Below are 22,512 nucleotides of genomic sequence, written 5' to 3' on the forward strand. Positions count from 1 at the left end.
AATCAACATGTTGCACTAACATAAGTATAGATTGACTATGAAACCGAAAAAGAATGCCCGTTATTTGGTTGGTATTGATTTAGGTACCACCAACAGTGTGATGGCTTATAGTGAAATTTGTGAGGATTTAAGCCAAGCAGAAGTGAAACTATTTGAAATTGACCAGCTTGTCGGCCCAGGGGAAGTTGCCCGTAAGCCGATGCTGCCATCTTTTCGGTTTCATAGCGCCAATCAATTCCAAACTCAAGATGTGCAATTGCCTTGGCAAGACAGCCATCTTCCCCAAGATGATAACCAAGTTATTGTCGGTCAATGGGCGCGTGATTTAGGCGCGCAAATTGAAGGCCGCCAAGTCTCGAGTGCGAAGAGTTGGCTCTCACATCATGGCGTCGATCGCTCACAAGACATTTTGCCTTGGGGCGCACATAACGATGTCTTAAAAGTCTCCCCTATTTTAGCGAGCGCCAGCTATTTGCATCATATGCATCAAGCTTGGAACTATCACCATAGTGACGCACCATTAAATGAACAAGATGTGGTGATCACCATTCCTGCATCCTTTGATGAAAGTGCGCGTAGCTTTACCTTAGAAGCGGCAAAACTAGCTGGTCTTGACAATATTGTCCTGCTCGAAGAGCCACAAGCTGTGTGTTATGACTGGTATCAGCGCCATCAAGACAGTGCAGCTGAAAAACTGCAAAATATTGCGCAAATTTTAATTTGTGATGTGGGCGGCGGGACAACGGATTTAAGCCTTATCGCAGCAAGCCAAGATAAAGAAAATGGCCTTGCACTCAACCGTGTTGGCGTTGGCGATCACTTAATGCTTGGCGGGGATAATATTGACCTTGCCCTTGCCCATTATGCCGAGCAAAGCTTAAATAAATCTAAGCCGATGAATGCGCAAGCGTTAATGAAGCTGATTAACCAAACTCGCCAAGTCAAAGAAAGCCTGCTGCGCCCTGATGCGCCTGAGCAAGCCAAAATCTCGATTCTTGGTAGTGGCTCACGCTTAATCGGTGGCACGCAAAGCGCCTTAATTGAAAAAACAGCGTTGCATAAAATGGTGTTAGATGGCTTCTTCCCATTAACTGATCAAAGTCAAATGCCAGATCAACGCGCCCAAGCTGTGGTTGAATTTGGCCTGCCCTATGCGCACGACGCTGCAATTAGTAAACATATCGCTCAGTTTTTAGCCCAGCACTCACCAGATAAGCAAGTCCCTGAAGCCGTTTTATTTAATGGTGGGATCTTTAACAGTGATTTGATTAAAGCGCGTCTCATTGAAATTTTAAGCCAATGGCGCGGCGCACCAGTCACCCTATTGGAAAATCCAAACCCAGATCTTGCGGTTGCCTTTGGCGCAGTTGCTTATGCCAAAGCCCGTCGCGGCGCAGCGCTAAAAATCGGTGGTGGTAGTGCCCGTTCTTATTTCTTGCATTTAAAGCAAAAAAATAAGAGCCAAGCCTTGTGCCTACTTGCCAAAGGCACCGAAGAAAACCAAGAAATTCGCTTAACTGGTCGCGAGTTTTTATTAACCCTTGGCGAGCCGGTTAAGATTGATATTTTGACCTCGACCCAAGAGTCCTTTATCAATGCCCAGCATGCGAAAGTGTCAGCGCAAAATAGCCTGTTATTGGATGTTTCGCAAAACCTTGAACAAGCTCAGTTTCAACCGCTGCCGCCATATATCGCAACCCTAGAAGGTGAGAAAAACCGTGATGAGTTAGCAGCGAACCAAAAAGAGCGTCAACGCGTCATGCTGGCCTGTCAACTCACCGAAGTAGGCACTCTTGCGCTTGAATGCATTAGTCTTGAAGATGACAGCAAGCGTTGGCAGCTTGAATTTGATGCGCGTAATGCACAAGAAATGCAGCAAGATGAGGATCTGCATCCAAATCTTGAACGTGCTAAAGCTTTGATTGCGACGACCTTCTCAGCGAACCGCAAGACAGATCAAAAAGATCAAATTAAGACCTTAACCAAAGATCTAGAGAAAATGCTTGGCAAACGTGATACGTGGGACTTTGCCCTTTCGCGTCAATTGTTTGATAGCTTTGCACTCGGTCGTAAACGTCGTCGCCGCTCAAATAGCCATGAGCAGCAGTGGCTGCGTTTAGCGGGCTTTGCTCTGCGTCCAGGGTTTGGTGATGCGGCAGATAGCTGGCGTATTGAGCAAATTTGGTCGATTTACCCACAAAACTTACAGTTCCCGTCACATCAATCTTGGTCGGATTGGTGGACTTTTTGGCGTCGCATTTCAGGTGGCCTAACAACGGAGCAGCAAGAAAGCATTTTGGCTGACATTGCAAAATATTTGCACCCGGGCGCAATGCGTCAAAAATCAAGCGCAAAAGATGCTAATGATCATGGCTATGAAGCTATGGTGCGCCTTGCTGCTTCCCTTGAGCACCTTGAAGTGGAAGATAAAGCATTGTTAGTTAATTGGTTTTTAACTCGCGCGCAAAAGCAAACTGACTTTGTCCAAGCCCATTGGTGGGCGGTGGCGCGTCTGGCTGCACGCACGCAAATGTATGCTAGTGCGCACAATGTGATTGATAAGAATCAAGTGCAAACTTGGCTAGCTAAAATTTTAGATCTCGATTGGAAAGCTGAGCCTATGATAGGTTTTGCTGCCATGATGATGAGCCGTAAAACTGGCGATCGCAGTTTGGATATTGATGAAAACATGCGTACTCAGGTGATTGAGAAGTTGAAGCAATCTCGTAGCCCGCAATCTTGGGTGAATTTGGTTGAAACTGTTGCCCAGTTGGATGAGAAAGAGTCGAAACGTTTGTTTGGTGATAGTTTGCCGGCGGGATTAAGTTTAGCTTAGGCTTGTTGCCATGAATATTGATTTATTTGTGGCACACTGCTCATGCTTATACCACATCGTAAAGACGCTCAAGCCATCCTTGGGCTTTTAATCAATGTAAGCTCTGAACTTAAAATCGCTTGTGCTTAATGTCATAAAATAAAGATTTATTCGTGGCACACTGCTCATGCTTATACCACATCGTAAAGACGCTCAAGCCATCCTTGGGCTTTGAGTCAATGTAAGCACTGAACTTAAAATGGCTTATGCTTCATGTCATAGAACAAAGATTTATTTGTACATGGATGTACAAATCATAGCGCGCATGGAGCGACAGCGTCTTTGTGGCATGACATAAGCATAAGCCATCGAGCACGGACTTTACTCACTCAATATGGCTAATTAACTTGACTAATTAACTGCGAACACCCAAATCCACATGCCCTTTTGAATGAAACCACAAAGCCTCATTACGACGACGCGCAATCAAAATCGGGCCATCATCAAAGAATAAAAAATTCTTCCAATGCTTTTTAAAGATAGACCACTTGGTTTCAATCACATTGTACTTTTCATAGCAAAAATAAACCGTCACATCATCTTGCCACTCAATAAACTCTAGCACTTCAGCCGGTAAGTCTGCGTTTTCTGAATCCCAAGTTTTCATCCAGTCTAAGCTTTGCTGCCAATTTTGAGTTTTCGACGGCCAATCATCCTTGGCAAAACGCTCACTATCAGGGCTTTGCGCACTAATATTATCACGCCAAATTTGCGCCGCGCGCGCCATAGATAAAGGCTTAATTTGCTCTAAATCTTCTTCTGGAACAGGCATGGATTGATGGGTAAAAATCCACTTTCTTGGGTATTCATCTAATGGCAAATAGGACATAAATTATTGGTTCTCTTCTTTAAATCAAAAATATGGTTAAATTTAAGCGTGAGTCAAATTTAACGTATATTGTAATCTCTTAGTTTGTTCGCAATCGATGTGTGTGACACATTCAAACGTTTCGCAAGCTTGCGACTTGATGGGAAAGATTGATATAGCTGGCGCAAGATATTCGCCTCATAGTGCTTCATCACCTCATCTAAGCTGGCATCAGGATCAATCGCATGGCTGACTTGTAAGTTCTCTGCTTGCTCTTCTTGTGGCAATTGGAAATGCTCAAAGCGCAGATGATTATCCGTCACTTGCGTCATTGCGCGCAGCACCATGTTCTCAAGTTGACGAATATTTCCCGGCCAAGGATAGCGGCACAAGGCTTCAATTAAACTTGGCTGAAAAGACGGCACTTGCATATTTAATTGATGCGCATATTGACGCACAAAGCGCTCGACAAAAGGTGCAATATCAAGCGGACGCTCACGCAATGGTGGGATCACTAAGTTGAGTACGTTTAAGCGATAATACAAGTCAGTGCGAAACTGACCTTGATCGGTTAGCTCAGTTAAGGTTTGCTTGGTAGAGGCAATAATGCGCACATCAACATGCATTTCTTCCTCTTCACCAACGCGGCGAAACGACCCATCTTGTAAGAAACGCAGCAGTTTAATTTGTAAATGCGGGCTCATTTCACCGATTTCATCTAAGAATACTGTGCCTTGATCGGCTTGCTCAAAGATCCCTTTGTGCCCAGCATCTTGGTTAAACATCCCCGGCGCATGCCCAAACAGCTCAGTTTCAGCCACATCATCCGGCATTGAGGCGCAACTTAGCACCAAGAAAGGCTTGTTTTTACGTGGTGAGGCTTGATGACAGGCGCGCGCAAGTACCTCTTTACCTGTGCCCGTTTCACCTTCAATCAATAAAGGTTTATCCAGTTGGGAAAGTTTTTGCGCTTGCGCGATTAAATCTTGATGGGCTTTAGATTGCCCCACAAGGTGATCAAAATCATGCTTATCTGCTTGATAAAAATCCCCTTTCAACTGCCTTGCAGCTAAAGGCTTGAGGCTTACCACCGCACTTGTGATTTGATTTTTATGCTCAATTTGCAGCCATACTGGGATCACATCAAGTTGATAATCAAGCCCATGCAGCATGATGCTCTGGCTAAAACGTTGATATTCTTTTGTTTTCCAAGCGTCTAAATCAAAGTCTGGGATAAGTTGGGACAGGTTTTTATGTTCAACCTTGTGCATCGGCATATCGAATAAAGCCAAAAATGCTTGGTTGACTTGGCTAATTTGACCATTTAAATCAATCGATAACAGCGCATCGGGGAGATAGGTGAGCATCGCTCTTAATTGGCTACTCTCTTGCTCACTTGGCATAAAATCAATTTTGCGCACATCTTTTACGCCTTTAATCCGACGAATTTGCGCAAGCAGATCACGAAAAGAATCGAACTCAATTTCTGGGCAGTGTAAATAAATCACACCACGTGCTTCAAGTTCGATCCCTCTTAGATCTATCTTATTTTTTACCAGTAGATCAAGTATTTCTTGGGCAATACCGATCCTATCTTCACAAAGTACTTCTAAACGCACGCTGAATAACCTTTTAGGTGTTCATAAAACTTGACACCAGTTTGGCGCAAGGATAGGTTTAGATCAAGCCTTCTTTTTAAATAAACCTAGCACTTTACTGCTAATTTGACGGCGCATATCGGCAAGACGTAAGCCCTTTTCTTCTTGCCAAGGCAATGGACGCAAAATATCAACTGCTTTTAAGCCAAGGCGCGCGGTTAAAATGCCAACCCCGATGCCTTGCGCTGCACGCGTTGACAACTTGCCCGCCATATCCATCGACAAGGCATGCATGCCCGCATCAGCGACAAGCTCACTGGCACCAGCAAGAGCCATGTTCACAAACACAAGTTTAAGCATTTTAAGTCGTGACCAATAACCAAGTTCAACCCCATACACTTGGGCAATTTTTTGTACCAGCTTTAAGTTACGCCAACCAACCAGCAATAAATCCGCCACAGCCAATGGGCTCAGGGCAACTAATACCGCCGCCTCACCAGAGTAATTTGCGATCAACTGCTTGGCTTTGTCATCTTGCGCTTTAAGCACCATAGCATCATAAAGCGCAAGCACTTCAGCGTCATTGTGATCGCTACGCACACTTTGATGCCAGCGATCATAACCAGCATGCTCAAGGGTGATGCCTGAGTCTTTTGCCAACTCACGGCAAAATTTTTGCGCTTGGCCTATGCCTTGGGCGCGGATCAAATCCCCAGCTTTGGTTTGGGTATCTAACTGATTTTTAAGCCGTCTTAAGGTGATCCATTCTTTGGTTAAATATATCAGTCCGGTGCCTGCGCCTATTCCAAGCAAGCCTGACCAAGCAAGATTGAGCCAATCTTGGGCTTGATACGCAGTATAAATACTATCAGCCGCTTGCGCGCCCAAAAGCAGTGTAAAACTTGTCAAACCAAAACCAAGCAGCCAAGATGATTTGGATTTTTTACTCAATTGCTCTTCAAGCACCTGCTCTTGGCTCATCAGCAAAGTGTCATCTGCGCTAGAAATAGGTACAAATTCTAAATCTTGCTCAAAAATCTGCTTGTGCTCAAAGTTATCTCGCTCTTGCGGATCGGCTTGAGTTTGTTCAAACATTTCAGCGCTTTGCTTTATAGATTCAGGCTCATCAAGTTGTGGCTCATGGCTAAATATCTGCTTACCTTGATAGGTTTTTTGTTGCTCACTCATGCCAGTTTATCTCCTAATAGGAACTCTAAGACTTTATCCATTTTTTGGTGCGGCAGTGGCACGCTTGGATCATAAGGCTGAGGTCGATAACTATAAAATTCAAATTGATTCTGCTGCCAATAGCTTTTTTGTGGCAGTTTTTTCGGCACTTCCCCCGGAAACAAAGTGTAGCTTTCGCCATCAAGCGTGGTGCCTTTCAGAGCTTGAATTTGTCCATCCCCTTTGCCCACATAACCCACTTCTGTGGCTTGAATCGAGGCCAAACTCTGACATTCCATCTCTATGCCTTCAAAAGCAATATGCTGCCATGCTTTCTCCACCAACTGTTGGAGTAATGCCACTTGATTGGCGTGTTGATCTGGGGTGATATGGTCCGATTTTGTCGCCGCAAATAAAACTTTATCTATGCTCGGAGAAAAAATACGACTTAAAAACGAGTTACGCCCATATTTAAAGCTTTCCATCAGCTCATCAAGTGCATAACTCATATCTTGAAAAGCATGAAAACCTGTGTTTAATGGCTGTAGGCAATCGACCAAAATAATCTGGCGATCAAAGGTTGCAAAGTGCTCTTTATAAAAGGCTTTGACGATTTTTTGTTGATAGTTTTTATAGCGCGAGACAAGCAATGCATAGCTTGAATCCTTCGCCATTTTTTTTGAGTCATCTTGCTTTAAAATATAAGGGAAAAAGTCCAGCACTGGCGCGCCTTCAAACTCACCCGGCAAGACAAAACGTCCCGGCTGAATCCAGTGCAAACCTTGTTTTTTACATAAATGCAAATAATCACGAAAGGCTGTCGCTATGTGCTTAATTTCTTTCTCATCTTCTTGCGCATAAGGGTCAAAACCGTTTACAAGATCAAGCCAAGGCTCGGCATATTCTTTGCGCCCTTCAACGATGGCTTTATATTGCTGAGCGCTCCACTGCTCAAAGCTTAAGTTGAGCATAGGTAAGTCAAGTAGCCACTCCCCAGGATAATCCACAATATCAAGATACAAAGTGGCCGTTTTAGAGAAGTACTTAAGCGCCCCAGAGCGAGGTTTAAAACGCAAGGCAAGGCGAATTTCACTCACATCACGCGTTGGCATGGGCCATGCAGGGGGCTGGCTTGAAAGCTGCTCTATCGCTAAGTCATATTCAAAGCTTGGCACTGTTTCATCGTTTTGACGCACACGCTTAGCGCCTAACAAAGCACGCTCTTGCGCTGCTTTAAATAAAGGTAAATTGTCATGTGTTGCACTATGCAACAGCTGATTGACCAAAGAGGTAATAAAGGCCGTTTTGCCTGCGCGTGAAAGACCTGTGACCGCAAGGCGCAAATGGCGATCGAGCGTACGGTGCCCCATTTCAATGCCTTGATTAAGCAAATCTTTAACTTGTTTTTCCAGCAGCATACCCACCTCTTTTATCAATACCATGTCTATCAGTTTTAGACATTATTGATTTTAAATAAAAAACGCCAGCAGATGCCAGCGCTTCAAGCAAAATAAATCACTTTAAATGCTTAATCGTGTTCGATTAGTTTGAAAATCACAAACAATGCCAACTCAAGCAGCACAGTCAGGGCGATAGTGATCATGACATATGGGTTTTGGAAAATCACGACACCTTGTAAGAAAAAAGTGTAACCAATAAACCCTGCAACCAACACCAAAACTAAAAGCTGTAAAAATTTAACAAATTTAGGCATAACCTCTCCTTGGGTCATCTATTTCTAAGTATTTTCTAATCATGCCGAAAAAAAGCCTTGAATACAAATACTCAAGGCCTTAACTTAGACAAAAATATCAATCTGGTTAAAAACTTATTCGAATTTAATCCATTTGCGCTAATTTAACTTTCCAGGTATCTGGGCCAATTTGATGCGCGTTGCTACCGGTTGAATCTACTGCTACCGTCACCGGCATATCTTTGACTTCAAACTCGTAAATCGCTTCCATACCAAGATCTTCAAATGCGACCACGCGAGATTTCTTAATCGCTTTGGCAACTAAATAAGCCGCCCCGCCGACCGCCATCAGATAAACCGCTTTATGCTGCTTGATGAGCTCAACCGTTTCAGGGCCGCGTTCAGCTTTACCTATCATGCCTAAAATGCCAGTTTTGCTGAGCATCATATCGGTGAATTTATCCATACGGGTTGAGGTCGTTGGCCCCGCAGGTCCCACAACTTCATCGCGCACTTTATCTACAGGCCCGACGTAATAAATAAACTTGCCTTTGAGATCAACGCCTTCTGGCAGACCTTCGCCAGACTCTATCATGCCTTGCAAACGTTTATGCGCCGCATCACGACCGGTTAGAATTTTACCTGAAAGTAAGACAGTTTCACCTGTGCGCCAAGTTTCAACTTCTTCTTTAGTGACGGTATCAAGGTTAACCCGACGCGTATCATCACCCGGCTCCCAGCTAATATCTGGCCAATCGTCAAGGTTTGGCGGCGTCAGCTCTGCCGGCCCTGTGCCATCTAAGGTAAAGTGCACATGGCGAGTGGCTGCGCAGTTTGGAATTAAGCACACAGGTTTTGACGCAGCGTGAGTTGGCGCTGATTTGATCTTCACATCCACAACGGTTGTCATTCCTCCTAAGCCTTGCGCGCCAATGCCAAGTTTGTTCACACGCTTATAGATTTCAACACGCAATTTTTCTTCTGTGGTTTCAGGGCCTCGCGCGATAAGCTCATTAATATCAATGTGATCCATTAAGGATTCTTTAGCTAATACGGCCGCCTTTTCTGCAGTGCCACCAATCCCGATGCCGAGCATGCCCGGTGGACACCAACCTGCGCCCATTGCTGGAAGCGTTTTTTCAACCCAATCCGCAATATCATCCGATGGGTTTAACATCGCCATTTTAGTCTTGTTCTCAGAGCCGCCGCCTTTGGCTGCAATTTGTACGTCGACTTTGTCACCAGGCACCATATTGATGTGCACCACAGCTGGCGTATTGTCTTTGCTATTAATACGCTTGCCAGCAGGATCGTGTAAAATTGAGGCGCGTAGCGGGTTATCTGGATTGGTATACGCGCGTCGCGTGCCTTCATCGACCATTTCTTGCACCGTCATGCTGGTGTCATCCCAGTGCACATCCATACCAATATTGACGAAACAAGTGACTATGCCTGTATCTTGGCACAGTGGTCGCTTACCTTGCGCCGACATACGCGAGTTAATCAAGATTTGTGCGATCGCATCTTTGGCTGCCTTGCTCTCTTCCTTGTGGTAGGCCTCTTCGAGGGATTTAATAAAATCAAGTGGATGATAATAAGAGATATATTGCAATGCATCTGCAATGCTATCAATTAAATCTTGCTTGCGAATTATAGTCATACTTGCCTCACCTTAGTGTTTTTCCATAACCTCAATGGGTTTATTTTTATATAATTTATTAAAACTGGGCTTTCTCGATGGTAGCACGCCTTAAAGCTAATACCTTGATCTAAGCTAGAATTTTCATTCAAGATCACAATTTGTATGGTAAGCTAAACTTTATTTGTTTTTAATATTTGATCTTTTATGCCAAAGCTTTCTAACCTTTCAACGCCAATACAAGAAATCCCCTACCAGCCAAGCTTAAGCCTTGATTTATTTGCGCCGATTGCAGACTTGCCGTGGGCGATGTTGCTGCGCTCGGCTGCGCCTAACCACCCCAACAATAGATTTGATATCTTAGTTGCACGCCCCTTGTCAACCTTAGAAACCCAAGGGGATCAAACTATTATCAAAACTTATCACCATGATAGCAGCCCTAGTGAAACAGTAAGCCAAGATGACCCTTTTGCTTTACTTCAAGCGCAGATTAAAAACCAACTCGGTGACGTCGCCCATCATGCTGAACTGCCTTTTCTAGGCGGCGCTTTGGGGTATTTAAGCTATGACTTAGGTCGTCAGATTGAAAAACTGCCAAGTCTTGCTAAAGCCGACCCTAAAGCTCAGGAACTTGCAATGGGGATTTATGATTGGGCGCTCATTTGCGATCATCACAGCCAAAAGGCGTATTTAGTTGGCGTCAATGCGCCTGAGCATTTTGCTTGGCTAAATCAAGAGCAAATGAAATATGAACAGATAGAGGCTGACCAAGACTTTCAACTGACGTCAAACTGGCAATCCAACATGAGCGCTGAAGACTATGCTCAAAAATTTGCCCAAGTGCAGCGCTATATTCAAAGTGGCGATTGCTATCAAATTAACCTGACGCAAAAATTTCAAGCCAGTTATCAAGGCAGTGAATGGCAAGCATATACGAAGCTTGAAGCACACAATCATGCACCTTTTTCAGCTTTTGTGCGCACAGAAAAAGCGAGTATTTTAAGCCTCTCACCTGAGCGTTTCATTTTATTAGAAGCAGATAGAAACATCGAAACCAAGCCGATTAAAGGCACGCGTCCGCGCTTTGACGATCCCAAGCAAGACGAGGCATCCAAGCAAGCACTGCAAGCCTCACCTAAAGATCAAGCTGAAAACCTGATGATTGTGGATTTATTGCGCAATGATATAGGTAAAGTCGCCCAAATCGGCAGCGTGCATGTGCCACATCTTTTTGAAATTGAAAGCTTTCCTGCTGTGCATCACTTGGTCAGCACGATTCGCGCCAAACTTGCGCCAGAATATAGCCCGTGTGATTTACTTAAGGCTTCTTTTCCTGGTGGGTCGATCACTGGCGCGCCCAAGGTGCGAGCGATGCAAATCATTGAAGAGCTGGAGCCGGATCGCCGCGATTTATATTGTGGCAGCATTGGCTATATTAGCGCTTGTGGGAAAATGGATACCAATATTTGTATTCGAACACTCATTGCACGCGATCAAACGCTTCATGTTTGGGCCGGTGGCGGCCTAGTGGCAGACAGTGAATGCGCCGCAGAATATCAAGAAACCTTTGATAAACTGAGCAAAATTTTGCCTATTTTAGATGTATAATTAACTTTTGATGACGACAAGGAGCCTTGATGAACAAAGATGAATTTTTGCGCCATTTTCATTTATATATGCCACCTCAATTTCATCAAGGTGCGTCTTCGCATTTGCGCCAAGCTGCAGTCTTATTGGCTTTGTTTGAAAAGCAAGGTCAGCTTCACCTGCTATTTACCAAACGCGCGGCGCATTTGCGCCATCATCCAAGTCAAATTAGCTTCCCCGGCGGTAAAGTTGAGCCTGAAGATACCAGCCTTTGGCACACAGCTTGCCGTGAAGTTAATGAAGAAGTTGGCATAGATCCAGCCTTACTCACACCTATTGGCCAATTGCCACCGCTTTCGACCGTCAGCGCTTTTCATGTCACGCCCATCTTAGGGTTTTTAGAGTCTCCATTTGAGCTTATTATTGATAGTAACGAGGTGCAGGACGTCTTTGATGTCCCACTCAGCTTTTTATTAAACCCAAAGAATATGCATACTCAATCGATTAAACGTGGCCATAAGTTGCACCAAGTGCACTCCATTCCCTATCGTCAACATTTTATTTGGGGCATGACTGCGCAAATTATTTGGCGTATGCAGCAGCAATTTCACCCTGTTGGCATTTTCAAATAATTATATAAAACTTAAAATAAACCTTAGTTTTAAATGGGTTAAAATTAGATTTTTTATACTTTGAGTATGAAATTTTATAATTCGACTCATTTTTAGTGATTTCTTAACTTTCAGATTAGAATTTCTAATGTTTGAGTTTGCTTTTTCTTGATATTGATCCTGTTTTTATTTATTGATTCATGGATAATCACGGCTCACAACTCGCACGAACACACGTTAGATGTGGCGTAATCAGCAAGTGACTGCTAGATAGAGGCCAAGGATGGATAAGTAATATTTATTATTCAATAACAAGTGAGCCTAAACATGAGTACACAAGCCGTAAAAAATGTAACTCAAACATACACAGAAACCACAAACAAAAAATGGAATTATCAAGATTTTACTTGGGTATTATCCCTTTTTGGCACCGCTGTGGGCGCTGGCGTATTATTTTTACCAATTAAAGCTGGCGCTGGTGGTTTTTGGCCGCTCGTGATCCTCGCTTTAATTGCCGCGCCAATGACATGGCTGGCACATAAAGGCCTTGCACGATTTGTCCTTTCATCAAAAAATCCAAATTCAGACATTACCGACACAGTTGAAGAACACTTTGGTAAAACCGGCGCAAACATCATCACTTTTGCTTACTTTTTTGCGATTTACCCAATTGTTTTAATTTATGGCGTGGGGATCACCAACACGGTTGAGTCTTTCCTTGTCAATCAGTTAATGATTAGCGCCCCACCGCGTTGGCTACTTTCTGGCGGTTTAATTGCAGCCATGACTTGCGGCGTAGTTTTTGGTAAAGATCTCATGCTCAAAGCCACTTCAATGATGGTTTATCCACTTGTCTTTATCCTGCTGGCACTTTCTTTATACCTTATCCCTGAATGGGATCTATCGATTGCATCTGTCTCACCTGACTGGACAAATATGCCAAGCACAGTTTGGCTTGCGATCCCAATTATCGTTTTCTCATTTAATCACAGCCCGATTATCAGCCAGTTTACCAAAGCGCAGCGCCTAAAATATGGCGATGATGCCGTCAATAAAACTGACATGATCACAGGTGGCGCAGCTATGATGCTGATGGGTTTTGTGATGTTTTTTGTGTTCTCTGTCGTGCTTTCGCTGAGCCCTGAGCAATTACATCAAGCGCAAGCACAAAACATTAGTGTGCTGTCTTATCTTGCAAATGTGCATGCATCGCCTTGGATTTCATACCTTGGCCCGATTGTTGCTTTTGCAGCCATTACTTCAAGCTACTTTGGACATTTTCTTGGCGCGCACGAAGGTCTTGTTGGCTTAGTTAAATCGCGCTCAAATATGTCTAGCTCTCAAGTCAACAAAGCGTCACTTCTCTTCATTGTACTGACCACTTGGATTGTGTCTGTTGTGAACCCAAGTATCCTTGGCATGATTGAAACCATGGGCGCGCCTATGATTGCTGCGATTTTATTCTTAATGCCAATTTTTGCGATGAATAAAGTCCCTGCAATGGCTAAATTTAAAACCACGCCAATGGCGCAGATCTTCACTCTCATTTGTGGCTTGGCAGCAATTTCATCAGTCATTTACGGCGCTCTTTAAGCCTTTTTGTTAATTTAAAGCCAAGCGTGGAAGAACATCTTTTGTGCTTGGCTTTCTTTCCTTATAGGTAAGTTATGATCAGTGTTTTTGATATTTATAAAGTTGGCGTTGGCCCTTCAAGCTCGCACACTAATGGCCCTATGCAAGCTGGCTTTTGCTTTGTAAATGATTTAATTGAAAAGGATTTATTCACCAAGACCAATCAAATAAAAATTGATGTCTATGGCTCATTGTCATTAACCGGCAAAGGCCACCATACAGATATTGCAATCATTATGGGTCTGGCTGGGAATAACCCAGAAAATGTGGATATAGATAAGATTCCAAGCTTCATTCAGACAGTGAAAGCGACGCAAGAATTACCTCTTGGCTGTGACTTAAAACTTAGCGAAAATTTAAAAGATACGGCTATCGCGCATGCGCCTGTATTGGCAAGTTTTGATTATGATACGGACATGTGTTTTCATACCACAAACCTTGAAAAACACGAAAATGGGATGCAAATTCATGCCCTTTCGCAAGGTGAGGTGATTTATAGCAAGACTTACTATTCGATTGGCGGCGGCTTCATTGTTGATGATGAAAATTTTGGCAAGCAAACCACGAGCAAACTCAACGCGCCCTATCACTTTGATACCGCGACGCAGCTGATTGAGCAATGTGAAGAAACAGGTCTGTCGATTAGCGCTCTTGTGCTAGAAAATGAAAAAGCTATTCATGGCGATGCACGCGTGCCTGAATATTTTGCAAAAATCTGGCGCACCATGCAGCAAGGCTTAACTCGCGGAATGAATACGGAAGGTTTATTACCCGGACCTTTACGCGTGCCACGCCGCGCCGCTGCCCTTTATCAGCAGCTATTAACCACCAATCAAACCTCAAGCGATCCTATGGCGGTGATAGATTGGGTGAATATGTACGCCTTTGCGATTAATGAAGAAAATGCAGCGGGTGGACGAGTCGTGACGGCGCCAACCAATGGTGCCTGTGGGATCATCCCGGCAGTGCTGGCGTATTATGATAAATTTATTCAACCTGTAACTGAGCGTGAATACTTAAAATACTTCGCAACCTCTGGCGCAATTGGCGGTTTATATAAGCAAAATGCTTCGATTTCTGGCGCAGAAGTAGGCTGTCAGGGTGAAGTCGGTGTGGCCTGTTCAATGGCTGCAGCGGGTCTTGCTGAGCTAATGGGCGGCAGCGCGCAACAAGTGTGCATGGCGGCTGAAATCGCGATGGAGCATAACCTTGGTTTAACCTGTGATCCCGTTGCGGGTCAAGTGCAAGTGCCATGCATTGAGCGCAATGGGATTGCAGCAGTCAAAGCAATCAATTCAACACGTATGGCACTGCGCCGCGCATCCAAGCCTCGCGTATCGCTAGATAAAGTGATTGAAACCATGCTTGAGACAGGTAAGGATATGAATGCGAAATATCGTGAAACGTCACAAGGCGGTCTTGCGATTAAGGTGATTTGTTAGCGAAGCCAATAATAAAATCTGGCGCTGATAACATGATACTAACTCGAAGCTAAGAATAACGGCTCTTATCAACTAAGAAAAACCAGATCACGTCTGATTCAAACTTGGATCAGGCGCTTTGACTTCCCAAGTTTCAGTATTGTTCTTCTCGATACTGTCTTGGGATTTTTTTTGTTCAAAGTGAACATCGACAGGGTAAACTGCGCCACAGCCATAGACCATCCAACGTTCAACCCATTGCCTTTGCACGTCAGTATCTTGGATAGAATTGAGGAAGATATATGATTTATGTCCCGATGCTTTGTCACAGCCTTTGGACTCAAAGATAGGATATAAGCGCTGGATCAAAGCTTTACTCGTTTCTGTATTAGCAAGCGATCCTTGACGCATGTCATTGGTCACGCGAAGCAATTTTAACCCTGCTTGTTGCTCTGGGCTAATTGGCGGACGAGAGTGACAAGCGCAGCTCAAAAATATCACGCCAAGGAAAAGAGCGCAGAATTTATACCGATTCAGGTATTGCCTCATTCTTTATCTTTCCTTATGCAAATGGATGCTTAGGGTTAAGTTTAGAATTCAATACATGATCGCGCCATTGACCATTAATATGTAGATAGTCTTTGGCATAGCCTTCTTTTTCAAAACCGAGTTTTTTTAAAATCGCTTCACTTGCACGGTTTTCAGGCAGATGGCTTGCCATGATTCGGTGCATCTTTTGCTGGCTAAACATGTACTCAATCCCAGTGTCAATGATTTCACTCATCAGCCCTTGGCCTTGATGATCTTTATCCATCGAATAGCCCAGATAACAGGCTTGCATCGCTCCGCGCACTAGGCCGGTAAAATTACAGGCGGCAATAACTTTTTCTGGATCTTTATCTGGCGTATCGATTAATTTTGCCACAAACTTAAAACCAATATTCATTTGCGCGGCTTGCGCAGCAAGGTTTAAATCTGCTGACCAATATTCAGTGGTGAAATAATTGATATTTTTTTTCGGCTCCCAAGGCTCAAGGTGTTCGCGGTTTCGCGTCACATAATTAAGCAGTGCAGGCGCATCAACTGAGCTTGGGACCCAGATTTTACAACGCTTTGAAGTCAGTTCGATTGTCATTGTTTTTAGAAGGTTAAAGGCTAAAAGTTTTCTTAAAATAGCACAGAACTAAAATGGATTTGGATTTTTTTCAAGGTAAATGCGCTCACATTCGGTACTCTCTCGCCCCAGAACCTCATTTCGATGTGGAAACCGACCAAAGGTTTGAATGACCTGCCAATGTTTAAGCGCCGACTGCAAACCTTTAATTTGAGATTGCTTAAATAATGCTACCGCTTGCTCTTGAATGAAAAGTGACTCGCTATGCTGCCATGGCATGTATAAAAATTGTTGTTGCGGCGCACTTAATTCTTGATCTTGGCCTTTTGCGATCGCCACTTGAGAGAGCATTAAAGCTTGCCCATCATACGCATATGCTTGGGAACGACCGCGATAAATATGCCGCGGAATTTGATCTAGTAATAACACTTCGGCCAATGCCCCTTGAGCCGATTCACGCCATGTATACAGCTCCCCTTTGGCAGCGCGTAGATGAATCGATTTAAAACGTTTTTCAATCGCACGGTCAAATTCTTGCCCGCCATACCACCACTGCTTTGGGGAGATAGTTTCAAACCAAAACTCAATCACTTCTTGCCAAGTTTCAAATACTTTTTCCATCGCTCACTCCTTTATTAAACTAGATTATGCCTATATGCACAGACTAAAAATGAGAGAAAACAAGGTTTTTTCATAGTTAAAACTTAGCAAGTGATTAAAACCTAACCTAGCTCACTTGGCTTTGCAGGTTAAAACGCGTCTCAGCGCCTGCCGTTGGATCGCGCGGGATCATCAAAGCTAAGGCAAGTGAAACCAACGCCATGCCTGCGCCAAGATAAAAGACTAATGCTGGTGAGGTGAGCCAAAGCACGCCAAAGGTCACGGGGATCACAACTGCAGCAATATGGTTAATCGTAAACGACACCCCAGCGGTCGAGGCCATGTCAGCAGGATCGGCAATTTTTTGGAAATAGGTTTTGATTGCCAACGCCATCGCAAAGAACAAGTGATCAATCACGTATAACGCCGCGGCAAAATGCGCATTATCAACCAGCGCATAGCCAACAAACACCACAAACAAGCCAATATATTCAATGCTTAAACTGCGGCGCTCACCCACGCGTCCAATCCATGCGCCAATTTTCTTGGCAAACAAAAAGTTAAAGGCATAGTTAATTAAAAATAATAGGCTGATATCGGCGGCCGAATAACCAAATTTTTCGACCATCAAAAAACCGGCAAACACGGTAAATATCTGGCGACGCGCCCCGCTCATAAAAGTTAAGGCGTAATACAGCCAATAGCGCTTGCGTAACACAAGTGATTTATTTTGCACGGTTTTCGCTTCAAAGCTTGGAAAAGCAAACGCAATAAAAGCAACCAGTGCTAAGGCTATTCCACCTGAAATTAAATACACATATTTATATTCCAACTTGAACACTTCAAGCAGTACCCAGTTGCCCGCATACGTTAACAATGATGCCATGGCGCCGACTGCGATTAATTTACCTAAAAATTCCGGCGCTTCTTCTTTTGACAGCCATTGCAAAGATAAAGACTGTTTTAAGGTTTCAAAATAGTGAAAGCCAGTTGACATCAAAAAGGTTGTCAATAAAAGACCTGTCAAACTTGGGAAGAAACCAGTTAAGGAGACGCCTAAACCAAATAAGGTTAAAGCAATAATCATAAACTTTTGCTCACGAATAAAGAGCAAGATATACACAGCAGTAAAAGCAAGAAAACCCGGAATTTCACGAATACTTTGCAACAGGCCAATATCAGAGCCATTAAAGTTAGCTTTTTCAATTGCAAAATTATTCAGCAAAGCGCCCCAAGTTGAAAAGGCAATTGGCATAATGATGGAAACGAGAAATAAAAAGTTTTGTGGCGTACGCCAATTTTTAGTCATAAAGAGCCCAAGTTAATCATCTATTGGTAAAGAATAGACATAATATACACAAATATTCAAAATAAGTGCTTACATTTTCATTTAAATCCTTACACTATACTTAGGTTAGTATTTATACAACCTAAAAATAACTCATTGATAGTATAAGGATATATGATGTCATTAAAATACAAGCCACTCACCCTTAACACACTTGCCCTACTTATCCCGCTCAGCTTTAGCCAAGGCGCTTTGGCAGATACCACCCCTAGCGCAGATCAAACATCAAAAATGAAGGTAAGCGTGCAGACGGCAGATTTAGTCTCACCTGAATCCACCATCGCGCGTGGCGATCACACATTAGTTCAAGGCAAAGATTGGATGATTGCTACGGCTAACCCTCTGGCAAGTGAGGCTGGCGCATTGATGCTGCAAAAAGGCGGCAGCGCAATTGATGCCATGGTTGCCACCCAAATGGTGCTTGGGCTGGTTGAGCCGCAGTCTTCGGGCATTGGAGGTGGCGCTTTTTTAGTCTATTGGGATAGTCAGGTCAAAGGCTTACGAACCTTTGATGGACGCGAAACTGCGCCGCAAAATGCGACCCCACAACTCTTTCAAGACTTAAAAGGTCAGCCACTCGCCTTTTTTGATGCCGTGGTTGGCGGTCGCTCAGTTGGCACGCCGGGAACAGTGCAGCTGATGTGGCAAACCCACCAAGAGCTAGGCAAGCTAAAATGGGAAGATGTGCTTGAGCCTGCGATCACCTTGGCGAAAAATGGCTTCCCTGTAAGCAAGCGTCTTGCTGGTCAAGTGGCTGCTGATAGCGAATACCTGCAACGTTACCCTGTCACAAAAAGTTACTTCTTTCCGAATGGAAAAGCCATCCAAGAAGGTGATTTACTCAAAAACCCTGAGTATGCTAAAACCTTAGAGAAAATTGCCAAAGATGGTGCCAAGGCGTTTTATCAAGGGGATATTGCTGAGCATATCGTCGAAACCGTGCAAGGCGCTGAAGATAACCCAGGCGTGTTAAGCCTCAAAGATTTTCAACTTTATAATGTCAAAGAACGCCCTGCGACTTGCGCTTCCTATCAAAGCTATGAAATTTGCGGCATGGGGCCACCAAGCTCTGGCGCCCTCACCCTTGGGCAAATCTTTGGCATGTTGTCTCACTACCCACTAGCTAAAATGGGCAAAGATGATGTGCAAAGCTGGCGCTTAATTGGTGATGCCTCACGTCTTGCCTTTGCTGATCGTGGCCGCTATATGGCTGATCCTGATTATGTGCCCCAGCCAACCTCAGGTTTATTAGATCCAGACTATTTAGCCAAACGCGCAGAATTGCTTTCAGGCAACCGCGCGCTCACAGAAGTCAGCGCAGGCGAGCCTCCTTGGGAATTTGCCAAAAATAATACGGCAAGCGCTGATCAATTTGGTCAAGACAATGCGATTGAATTTCCATCCACCAGTCATTTCTCGATTGTCGATAAAGACAGAAATGTGGTGTCAATTACCACCACGATTGAGAACGGCTTTGGCTCGCGCTTAATGGTTGACGGCTTTTTACTCAACAATGAGCTGACCGATTTCTCCTTTGCTACCCAAGATAATGGCGTGCCGATTGCCAACCGTGTTGAGCCGGGTAAACGCCCTCGCTCATCCATGGCGCCAACCATAGTGTTAAAAGATCAGCAGCCCGTATTAGCCGTAGGCTCACCCGGTGGTAGCCAAATCATAGGTTATGTTGCAAAAACTTTGGTCGGTTATTTAGATTGGAATTTGAGCTTACAAGAAGCCATCAACTTGCCAAATATGAATAATCGTTTTGGCGCCTTTGAGCTTGAAAAAGATACAGATGCAAGCTTATGGCAACCAAAACTTGAGCAATTAGGCTATGAGGTGCAAGTTAAAGATCTCAACTCTGGTATTCAAGCGATTGCGATCAAAGAAGATGGCTTATATGGCGCAGCCGATCCACGACGTGAAGGCAAGGTGATCAGTCAATAAAACTGCCTGATATCTCAGCCTACTCGCCACTTACTGTCACCAAGGCTTTAAGTAAAAGTTATCTCTTGGTGCTTGTTTTAAGATGAAAACGTTAATTTTTGAACAATTTGGCATAAATTTTAAAGCAAATGCTGATAAATACTTGAAGCCTTGTATTTGACAGGTAATATGGGAGACTTATTTTTATATCTATTCACGGAGAATGATTTAACCATGACAACTTACGCGCCTGTAACAGACGTTCTTGGCGGTAAACTAGCTGTTGACAGTGAAGTAACTGTACGCGGCTGGATCCGCTCTCGTCGTGATTCCAAAGCTGGGATCTCTTTTCTTGCCATTTACGACGGCTCTTGTTTTGACCCGATTCAGGCCGTGGTTCCTAATGAGTTGAATAATTACCAAGACGAAGTTTTAAAACTAACAACAGGCTGCTCTGTTGAAGTAACGGGTAAGATTGTTGAATCTCCTGCGAAAGGTCAAGATTTTGAACTTGCAGCAACCAAGGTTAAAGTTGTTGGCTGGGTTGAAGATGCTGACACTTATCCAATGGCGAAAACGCGTCACTCAATTGAGTATTTACGTGAAGTGGCACACCTGCGTCCACGCACAAACGTGATCGGCGCTGTGGCGCGTGTACGTAACTGCCTATCGCAAGCAATCCACCGTTTCTACCATGAAAATGGTTATTTCTGGATGTCTGCGCCGCTTATCACTGCATCGGATGCAGAAGGTGCGGGTGAAATGTTCCGCGTTTCAACCCTAGATATGGCAAACCTTCCTCGCACTGAAGCCGGCGATGTGGATTACAACGAAGACTTCTTCGGTAAAGAAACTTTCCTGACTGTATCAGGCCAACTTAATGCTGAAGCTTATGCATGTGCGCTAAGCAAAGTTTATACGTTTGGTCCAACCTTCCGCGCTGAAAACTCAAACACTAGCCGTCACTTGGCTGAGTTCTGGATGGTTGAACCTGAAGTTGCATTTGCTGATCTTGATGATGTGGCAAAACTTTCTGAAGACATGCTTAAATATGTATTTAAAGCTGTGCTTGAAGAGCGTCGTGACGACCTAGAGTTCTTTGCGCAGCGCATCAACAAAGAAGCAATTTCTCGCCTTGAGCAATTTGTTGATTCTGACTTTGCACAAGTGGACTACACAGATGCAATCCAAATCCTTAAAGACTCTGGCCGTAAGTTTGAGTTTGATGTGGAATGGGGCATTGATATGTCTTCTGAGCACGAGCGTTATCTTGCTGAAGAGCACTTTAAAGCGCCTGTTATCGTGAAGAACTATCCAAAAGATATCAAAGCGTTCTACATGCGTCTAAACGATGACGGCAAAACTGTAGCGGCGATGGATGTACTTGCACCTGGCATCGGTGAAATCATCGGTGGTAGCCAACGTGAAGAGCGTTTAGATGTGCTTGATGCGCGTATGCGTGAAATGAACATCGATCCTGAGCACATGTCTTGGTATCGTGATCTTCGCCGCTATGGCACAGTGCCTCACGCAGGCTTTGGTCTTGGTTTTGAGCGTCTTGTGACCTATGTAACAGGTATGGCGAACGTTCGTGACGTGATCCCATTCCCACGTACGCCACGTAGCGCAAACTTCTAAGCCTCGCTCTTTTGCAGAGTAAAGCATAGCTGTTAGCTGTTAGCTGTTAGCTGTTAAATAATATAATAAAGCCTGCTGTCGTTGATAAGCAGGCTTTTCTTTTACTTATAGATTTGCATGATTAATCAAGATTAACGCCGAGCGCTTTCAGTGCTTGCCTTGATTGCTGCGCATTTTCAAACACAATCCCGTGCATCCCCTGCGCTTTGGCGCCTTCTATATTGGCTTGCACATCATCGAGAAAAACACATTCATCAGCATTCAAGTTATAAGTCTCTAATAAGCATTGATAAATTTTTGGGGATGGTTTGAGATAGCCGACATCAGCTGAGATGATTTCACCATCAAATAAATCCCAAAAATCATAATTTTGTTTTAAGTAAGTGACGATTTCATGAATATTATCGCTTAAGGCATAGACTTGATAGCCTGCCGCTTTGGCTTGTTTTAATAACTCTAGGCTGCCAAATAATAAGATTTGCGTGTGCTTTATATAATAGAAAAGCGCATCAAGCTCTTGCATTGAAAAATTTTGTTGATTTTGAAACGCAAGCTTGGCTTCACTTTCTGTCAACTGACCAAGGTTTAGCGCTTTCCAAATTGGGCTATGGGTCAGATGTGCTAGCATCTCATCCCCAACCGAATGACCAAACGTTAAACGAGAAATTTCTGCTGGTGACCAACGCACCATCACATTACCTATATCAAAGATGATATGTTTAATTTGCACGCTCATTTATTCTCCTTATCGACCCAAGCACATTTAGCTAACTTGGTTTATTTTTAGCCAAGTTATTTTAAGCTACGCCCATTTAAAGCGACTTGCAAGCGAGCACCGACTTCCATATACTGTCT

18 protein-coding genes are annotated in these 22,512 nt (G+C 43.9%); 7 read left to right on the plus strand and 11 right to left on the minus strand.

From position 1 onward, the window contains the following. Nucleotides 1-37: 37 nt before the first annotated feature. Nucleotides 38-2,836 carry an Hsp70 family protein gene (locus tag AC2VOY_RS01755; protein ID WP_491831924.1) on the plus strand — a complete coding sequence of 933 codons (2,799 nt, stop codon included), beginning with the start codon at nt 38-40 and terminating at the stop codon, nt 2,834-2,836. A gap of 394 nt (nt 2,837-3,230) precedes the next feature. Here AC2VOY_RS01755 and AC2VOY_RS01760 read toward each other — a convergent pair whose 3' ends face one another. From AC2VOY_RS01760 to AC2VOY_RS01785, 6 genes are all read right to left on the minus strand, one after another. Next, nucleotides 3,231-3,704 (minus strand): DUF2947 domain-containing protein, encoded by a 474-nt coding sequence (locus AC2VOY_RS01760; RefSeq protein WP_491831925.1) that lies wholly within the window; start codon nt 3,702-3,704, stop codon nt 3,231-3,233. Between the two features lie 59 nt (nt 3,705-3,763). Continuing rightward, nucleotides 3,764-5,302, minus strand: coding sequence for a transcriptional regulator TyrR (gene tyrR, locus AC2VOY_RS01765; protein WP_491831926.1), 1,539 nt, complete (start codon nt 5,300-5,302; stop codon nt 3,764-3,766). 63 nt (nt 5,303-5,365) lie between these two features. Further along, nucleotides 5,366-6,469 (minus strand): YcjF family protein, encoded by a 1,104-nt coding sequence (locus tag AC2VOY_RS01770; RefSeq protein ID WP_491831927.1) that lies wholly within the window; start codon nt 6,467-6,469, stop codon nt 5,366-5,368. Then, a complete protein-coding gene (locus tag AC2VOY_RS01775; protein WP_491831928.1) occupies nt 6,466-7,866 on the minus strand; it encodes a YcjX family GTP-binding protein in 1,401 nt (466 codons plus the stop codon). Before AC2VOY_RS01775 ends, AC2VOY_RS01770 begins: the two co-directional genes overlap by 4 nt. A 110-nt stretch (nt 7,867-7,976) precedes the next feature. Next, nucleotides 7,977-8,162 (minus strand): hypothetical protein, encoded by a 186-nt coding sequence (locus tag AC2VOY_RS01780; protein WP_491831929.1) that lies wholly within the window; start codon nt 8,160-8,162, stop codon nt 7,977-7,979. Between the two features lie 124 nt (nt 8,163-8,286). Next, nucleotides 8,287-9,801 (minus strand): fumarate hydratase, encoded by a 1,515-nt coding sequence (locus AC2VOY_RS01785; RefSeq protein ID WP_491831930.1) that lies wholly within the window; start codon nt 9,799-9,801, stop codon nt 8,287-8,289. A gap of 186 nt (nt 9,802-9,987) precedes the next feature. Here AC2VOY_RS01785 and pabB point away from each other — a divergent pair, with 186 nt between their 5' ends. From pabB to AC2VOY_RS01805, 4 genes are all read left to right on the plus strand, one after another. After that, the gene (pabB, locus tag AC2VOY_RS01790; RefSeq protein WP_491831931.1) at nt 9,988-11,388 is read left to right on the plus strand and encodes an aminodeoxychorismate synthase component I; all 1,401 of its coding nucleotides are present in this window, start codon (nt 9,988-9,990) and stop codon (nt 11,386-11,388) included. A 29-nt stretch (nt 11,389-11,417) separates the two neighbouring features. Beyond that, on the plus strand, nt 11,418-11,999 hold the full coding sequence (locus tag AC2VOY_RS01795) for a CoA pyrophosphatase (RefSeq protein WP_491831932.1): 582 nt from the start codon (nt 11,418-11,420) through the stop codon (nt 11,997-11,999). A gap of 306 nt (nt 12,000-12,305) precedes the next feature. Beyond that, nucleotides 12,306-13,571, plus strand: a complete 1,266-nt coding sequence (locus tag AC2VOY_RS01800; RefSeq protein WP_491831933.1) for an aromatic amino acid transport family protein — start codon at nt 12,306-12,308, stop codon at nt 13,569-13,571. 74 nt (nt 13,572-13,645) lie between these two features. Further along, complete coding sequence (locus AC2VOY_RS01805) at nt 13,646-15,052, plus strand: L-serine ammonia-lyase (protein WP_491831934.1); 1,407 nt, start codon at nt 13,646-13,648, stop codon at nt 15,050-15,052. Nucleotides 15,053-15,139: 87 nt separating this feature from the next. Here the strand turns inward: AC2VOY_RS01805 and AC2VOY_RS01810 are convergent, their stop codons facing one another. From AC2VOY_RS01810 to AC2VOY_RS01825, 4 genes are all read right to left on the minus strand, one after another. Next, nucleotides 15,140-15,523, minus strand: coding sequence for a hypothetical protein (locus AC2VOY_RS01810; RefSeq protein ID WP_491831935.1), 384 nt, complete (start codon nt 15,521-15,523; stop codon nt 15,140-15,142). A gap of 70 nt (nt 15,524-15,593) precedes the next feature. Next, nucleotides 15,594-16,166, minus strand: a complete 573-nt coding sequence (locus tag AC2VOY_RS01815) for a GNAT family N-acetyltransferase (RefSeq protein ID WP_491831936.1) — start codon at nt 16,164-16,166, stop codon at nt 15,594-15,596. A gap of 48 nt (nt 16,167-16,214) precedes the next feature. Then, the gene (locus tag AC2VOY_RS01820; RefSeq protein ID WP_491831937.1) at nt 16,215-16,766 is read right to left on the minus strand and encodes a DUF924 family protein; all 552 of its coding nucleotides are present in this window, start codon (nt 16,764-16,766) and stop codon (nt 16,215-16,217) included. Nucleotides 16,767-16,872: 106 nt separating this feature from the next. Continuing rightward, entirely contained in the window at nt 16,873-18,054 is a 1,182-nt protein-coding gene (locus tag AC2VOY_RS01825) for an MFS transporter (RefSeq protein ID WP_491831938.1), read from the minus strand. 156 nt (nt 18,055-18,210) lie between these two features. Between AC2VOY_RS01825 and ggt the strand changes: the two genes are divergently transcribed. Both ggt and asnS read left to right on the plus strand, forming a co-directional pair. Next, nucleotides 18,211-20,040 (plus strand): gamma-glutamyltransferase, encoded by a 1,830-nt coding sequence (gene ggt, locus AC2VOY_RS01830; protein ID WP_491831939.1) that lies wholly within the window; start codon nt 18,211-18,213, stop codon nt 20,038-20,040. 213 nt (nt 20,041-20,253) lie between these two features. Next, a complete protein-coding gene (gene asnS, locus AC2VOY_RS01835) occupies nt 20,254-21,657 on the plus strand; it encodes an asparagine--tRNA ligase (protein WP_491831940.1) in 1,404 nt (467 codons plus the stop codon). Between the two features lie 121 nt (nt 21,658-21,778). Here the strand turns inward: asnS and AC2VOY_RS01840 are convergent, their stop codons facing one another. Then, nucleotides 21,779-22,393 (minus strand): HAD family hydrolase, encoded by a 615-nt coding sequence (locus tag AC2VOY_RS01840; RefSeq protein WP_491831941.1) that lies wholly within the window; start codon nt 22,391-22,393, stop codon nt 21,779-21,781. Between the last annotated feature and the right edge of the window lie 119 nt (nt 22,394-22,512).

It is taken from the genome of Vibrio sp. KMM 9700, assembly GCF_058545285.1.

Excerpts from the sequence above, each read along its gene's own strand:
- AC2VOY_RS01770 (WP_491831927.1), bottom strand. The coding sequence starts at position 6,469 with ATGAGTGAGCAACAAAAAACCTATCAAGGTAAGCAGATATTTAGCCAT.
- AC2VOY_RS01760 (WP_491831925.1), bottom strand. The coding sequence starts at position 3,704 with ATGTCCTATTTGCCATTAGATGAATACCCAAGAAAGTGGATTTTTACC.
- AC2VOY_RS01755 (WP_491831924.1), top strand. The coding sequence starts at position 38 with ATGAAACCGAAAAAGAATGCCCGTTATTTGGTTGGTATTGATTTAGGT.
- AC2VOY_RS01775 (WP_491831928.1), bottom strand. The coding sequence starts at position 7,866 with ATGCTGCTGGAAAAACAAGTTAAAGATTTGCTTAATCAAGGCATTGAA.
- AC2VOY_RS01840 (WP_491831941.1), bottom strand. The coding sequence starts at position 22,393 with ATGAGCGTGCAAATTAAACATATCATCTTTGATATAGGTAATGTGATG.
- AC2VOY_RS01820 (WP_491831937.1), bottom strand. The coding sequence starts at position 16,766 with ATGGAAAAAGTATTTGAAACTTGGCAAGAAGTGATTGAGTTTTGGTTT.
- AC2VOY_RS01815 (WP_491831936.1), bottom strand. The coding sequence starts at position 16,166 with ATGACAATCGAACTGACTTCAAAGCGTTGTAAAATCTGGGTCCCAAGC.
- ggt (WP_491831939.1), top strand. The coding sequence starts at position 18,211 with ATGTCATTAAAATACAAGCCACTCACCCTTAACACACTTGCCCTACTT.
- AC2VOY_RS01785 (WP_491831930.1), bottom strand. The coding sequence starts at position 9,801 with ATGACTATAATTCGCAAGCAAGATTTAATTGATAGCATTGCAGATGCA.
- AC2VOY_RS01800 (WP_491831933.1), top strand. The coding sequence starts at position 12,306 with ATGAGTACACAAGCCGTAAAAAATGTAACTCAAACATACACAGAAACC.
- AC2VOY_RS01805 (WP_491831934.1), top strand. The coding sequence starts at position 13,646 with ATGATCAGTGTTTTTGATATTTATAAAGTTGGCGTTGGCCCTTCAAGC.
- AC2VOY_RS01825 (WP_491831938.1), bottom strand. The coding sequence starts at position 18,054 with ATGACTAAAAATTGGCGTACGCCACAAAACTTTTTATTTCTCGTTTCC.
- AC2VOY_RS01795 (WP_491831932.1), top strand. The coding sequence starts at position 11,418 with ATGAACAAAGATGAATTTTTGCGCCATTTTCATTTATATATGCCACCT.
- asnS (WP_491831940.1), top strand. The coding sequence starts at position 20,254 with ATGACAACTTACGCGCCTGTAACAGACGTTCTTGGCGGTAAACTAGCT.
- AC2VOY_RS01780 (WP_491831929.1), bottom strand. The coding sequence starts at position 8,162 with ATGCCTAAATTTGTTAAATTTTTACAGCTTTTAGTTTTGGTGTTGGTT.
- pabB (WP_491831931.1), top strand. The coding sequence starts at position 9,988 with ATGCCAAAGCTTTCTAACCTTTCAACGCCAATACAAGAAATCCCCTAC.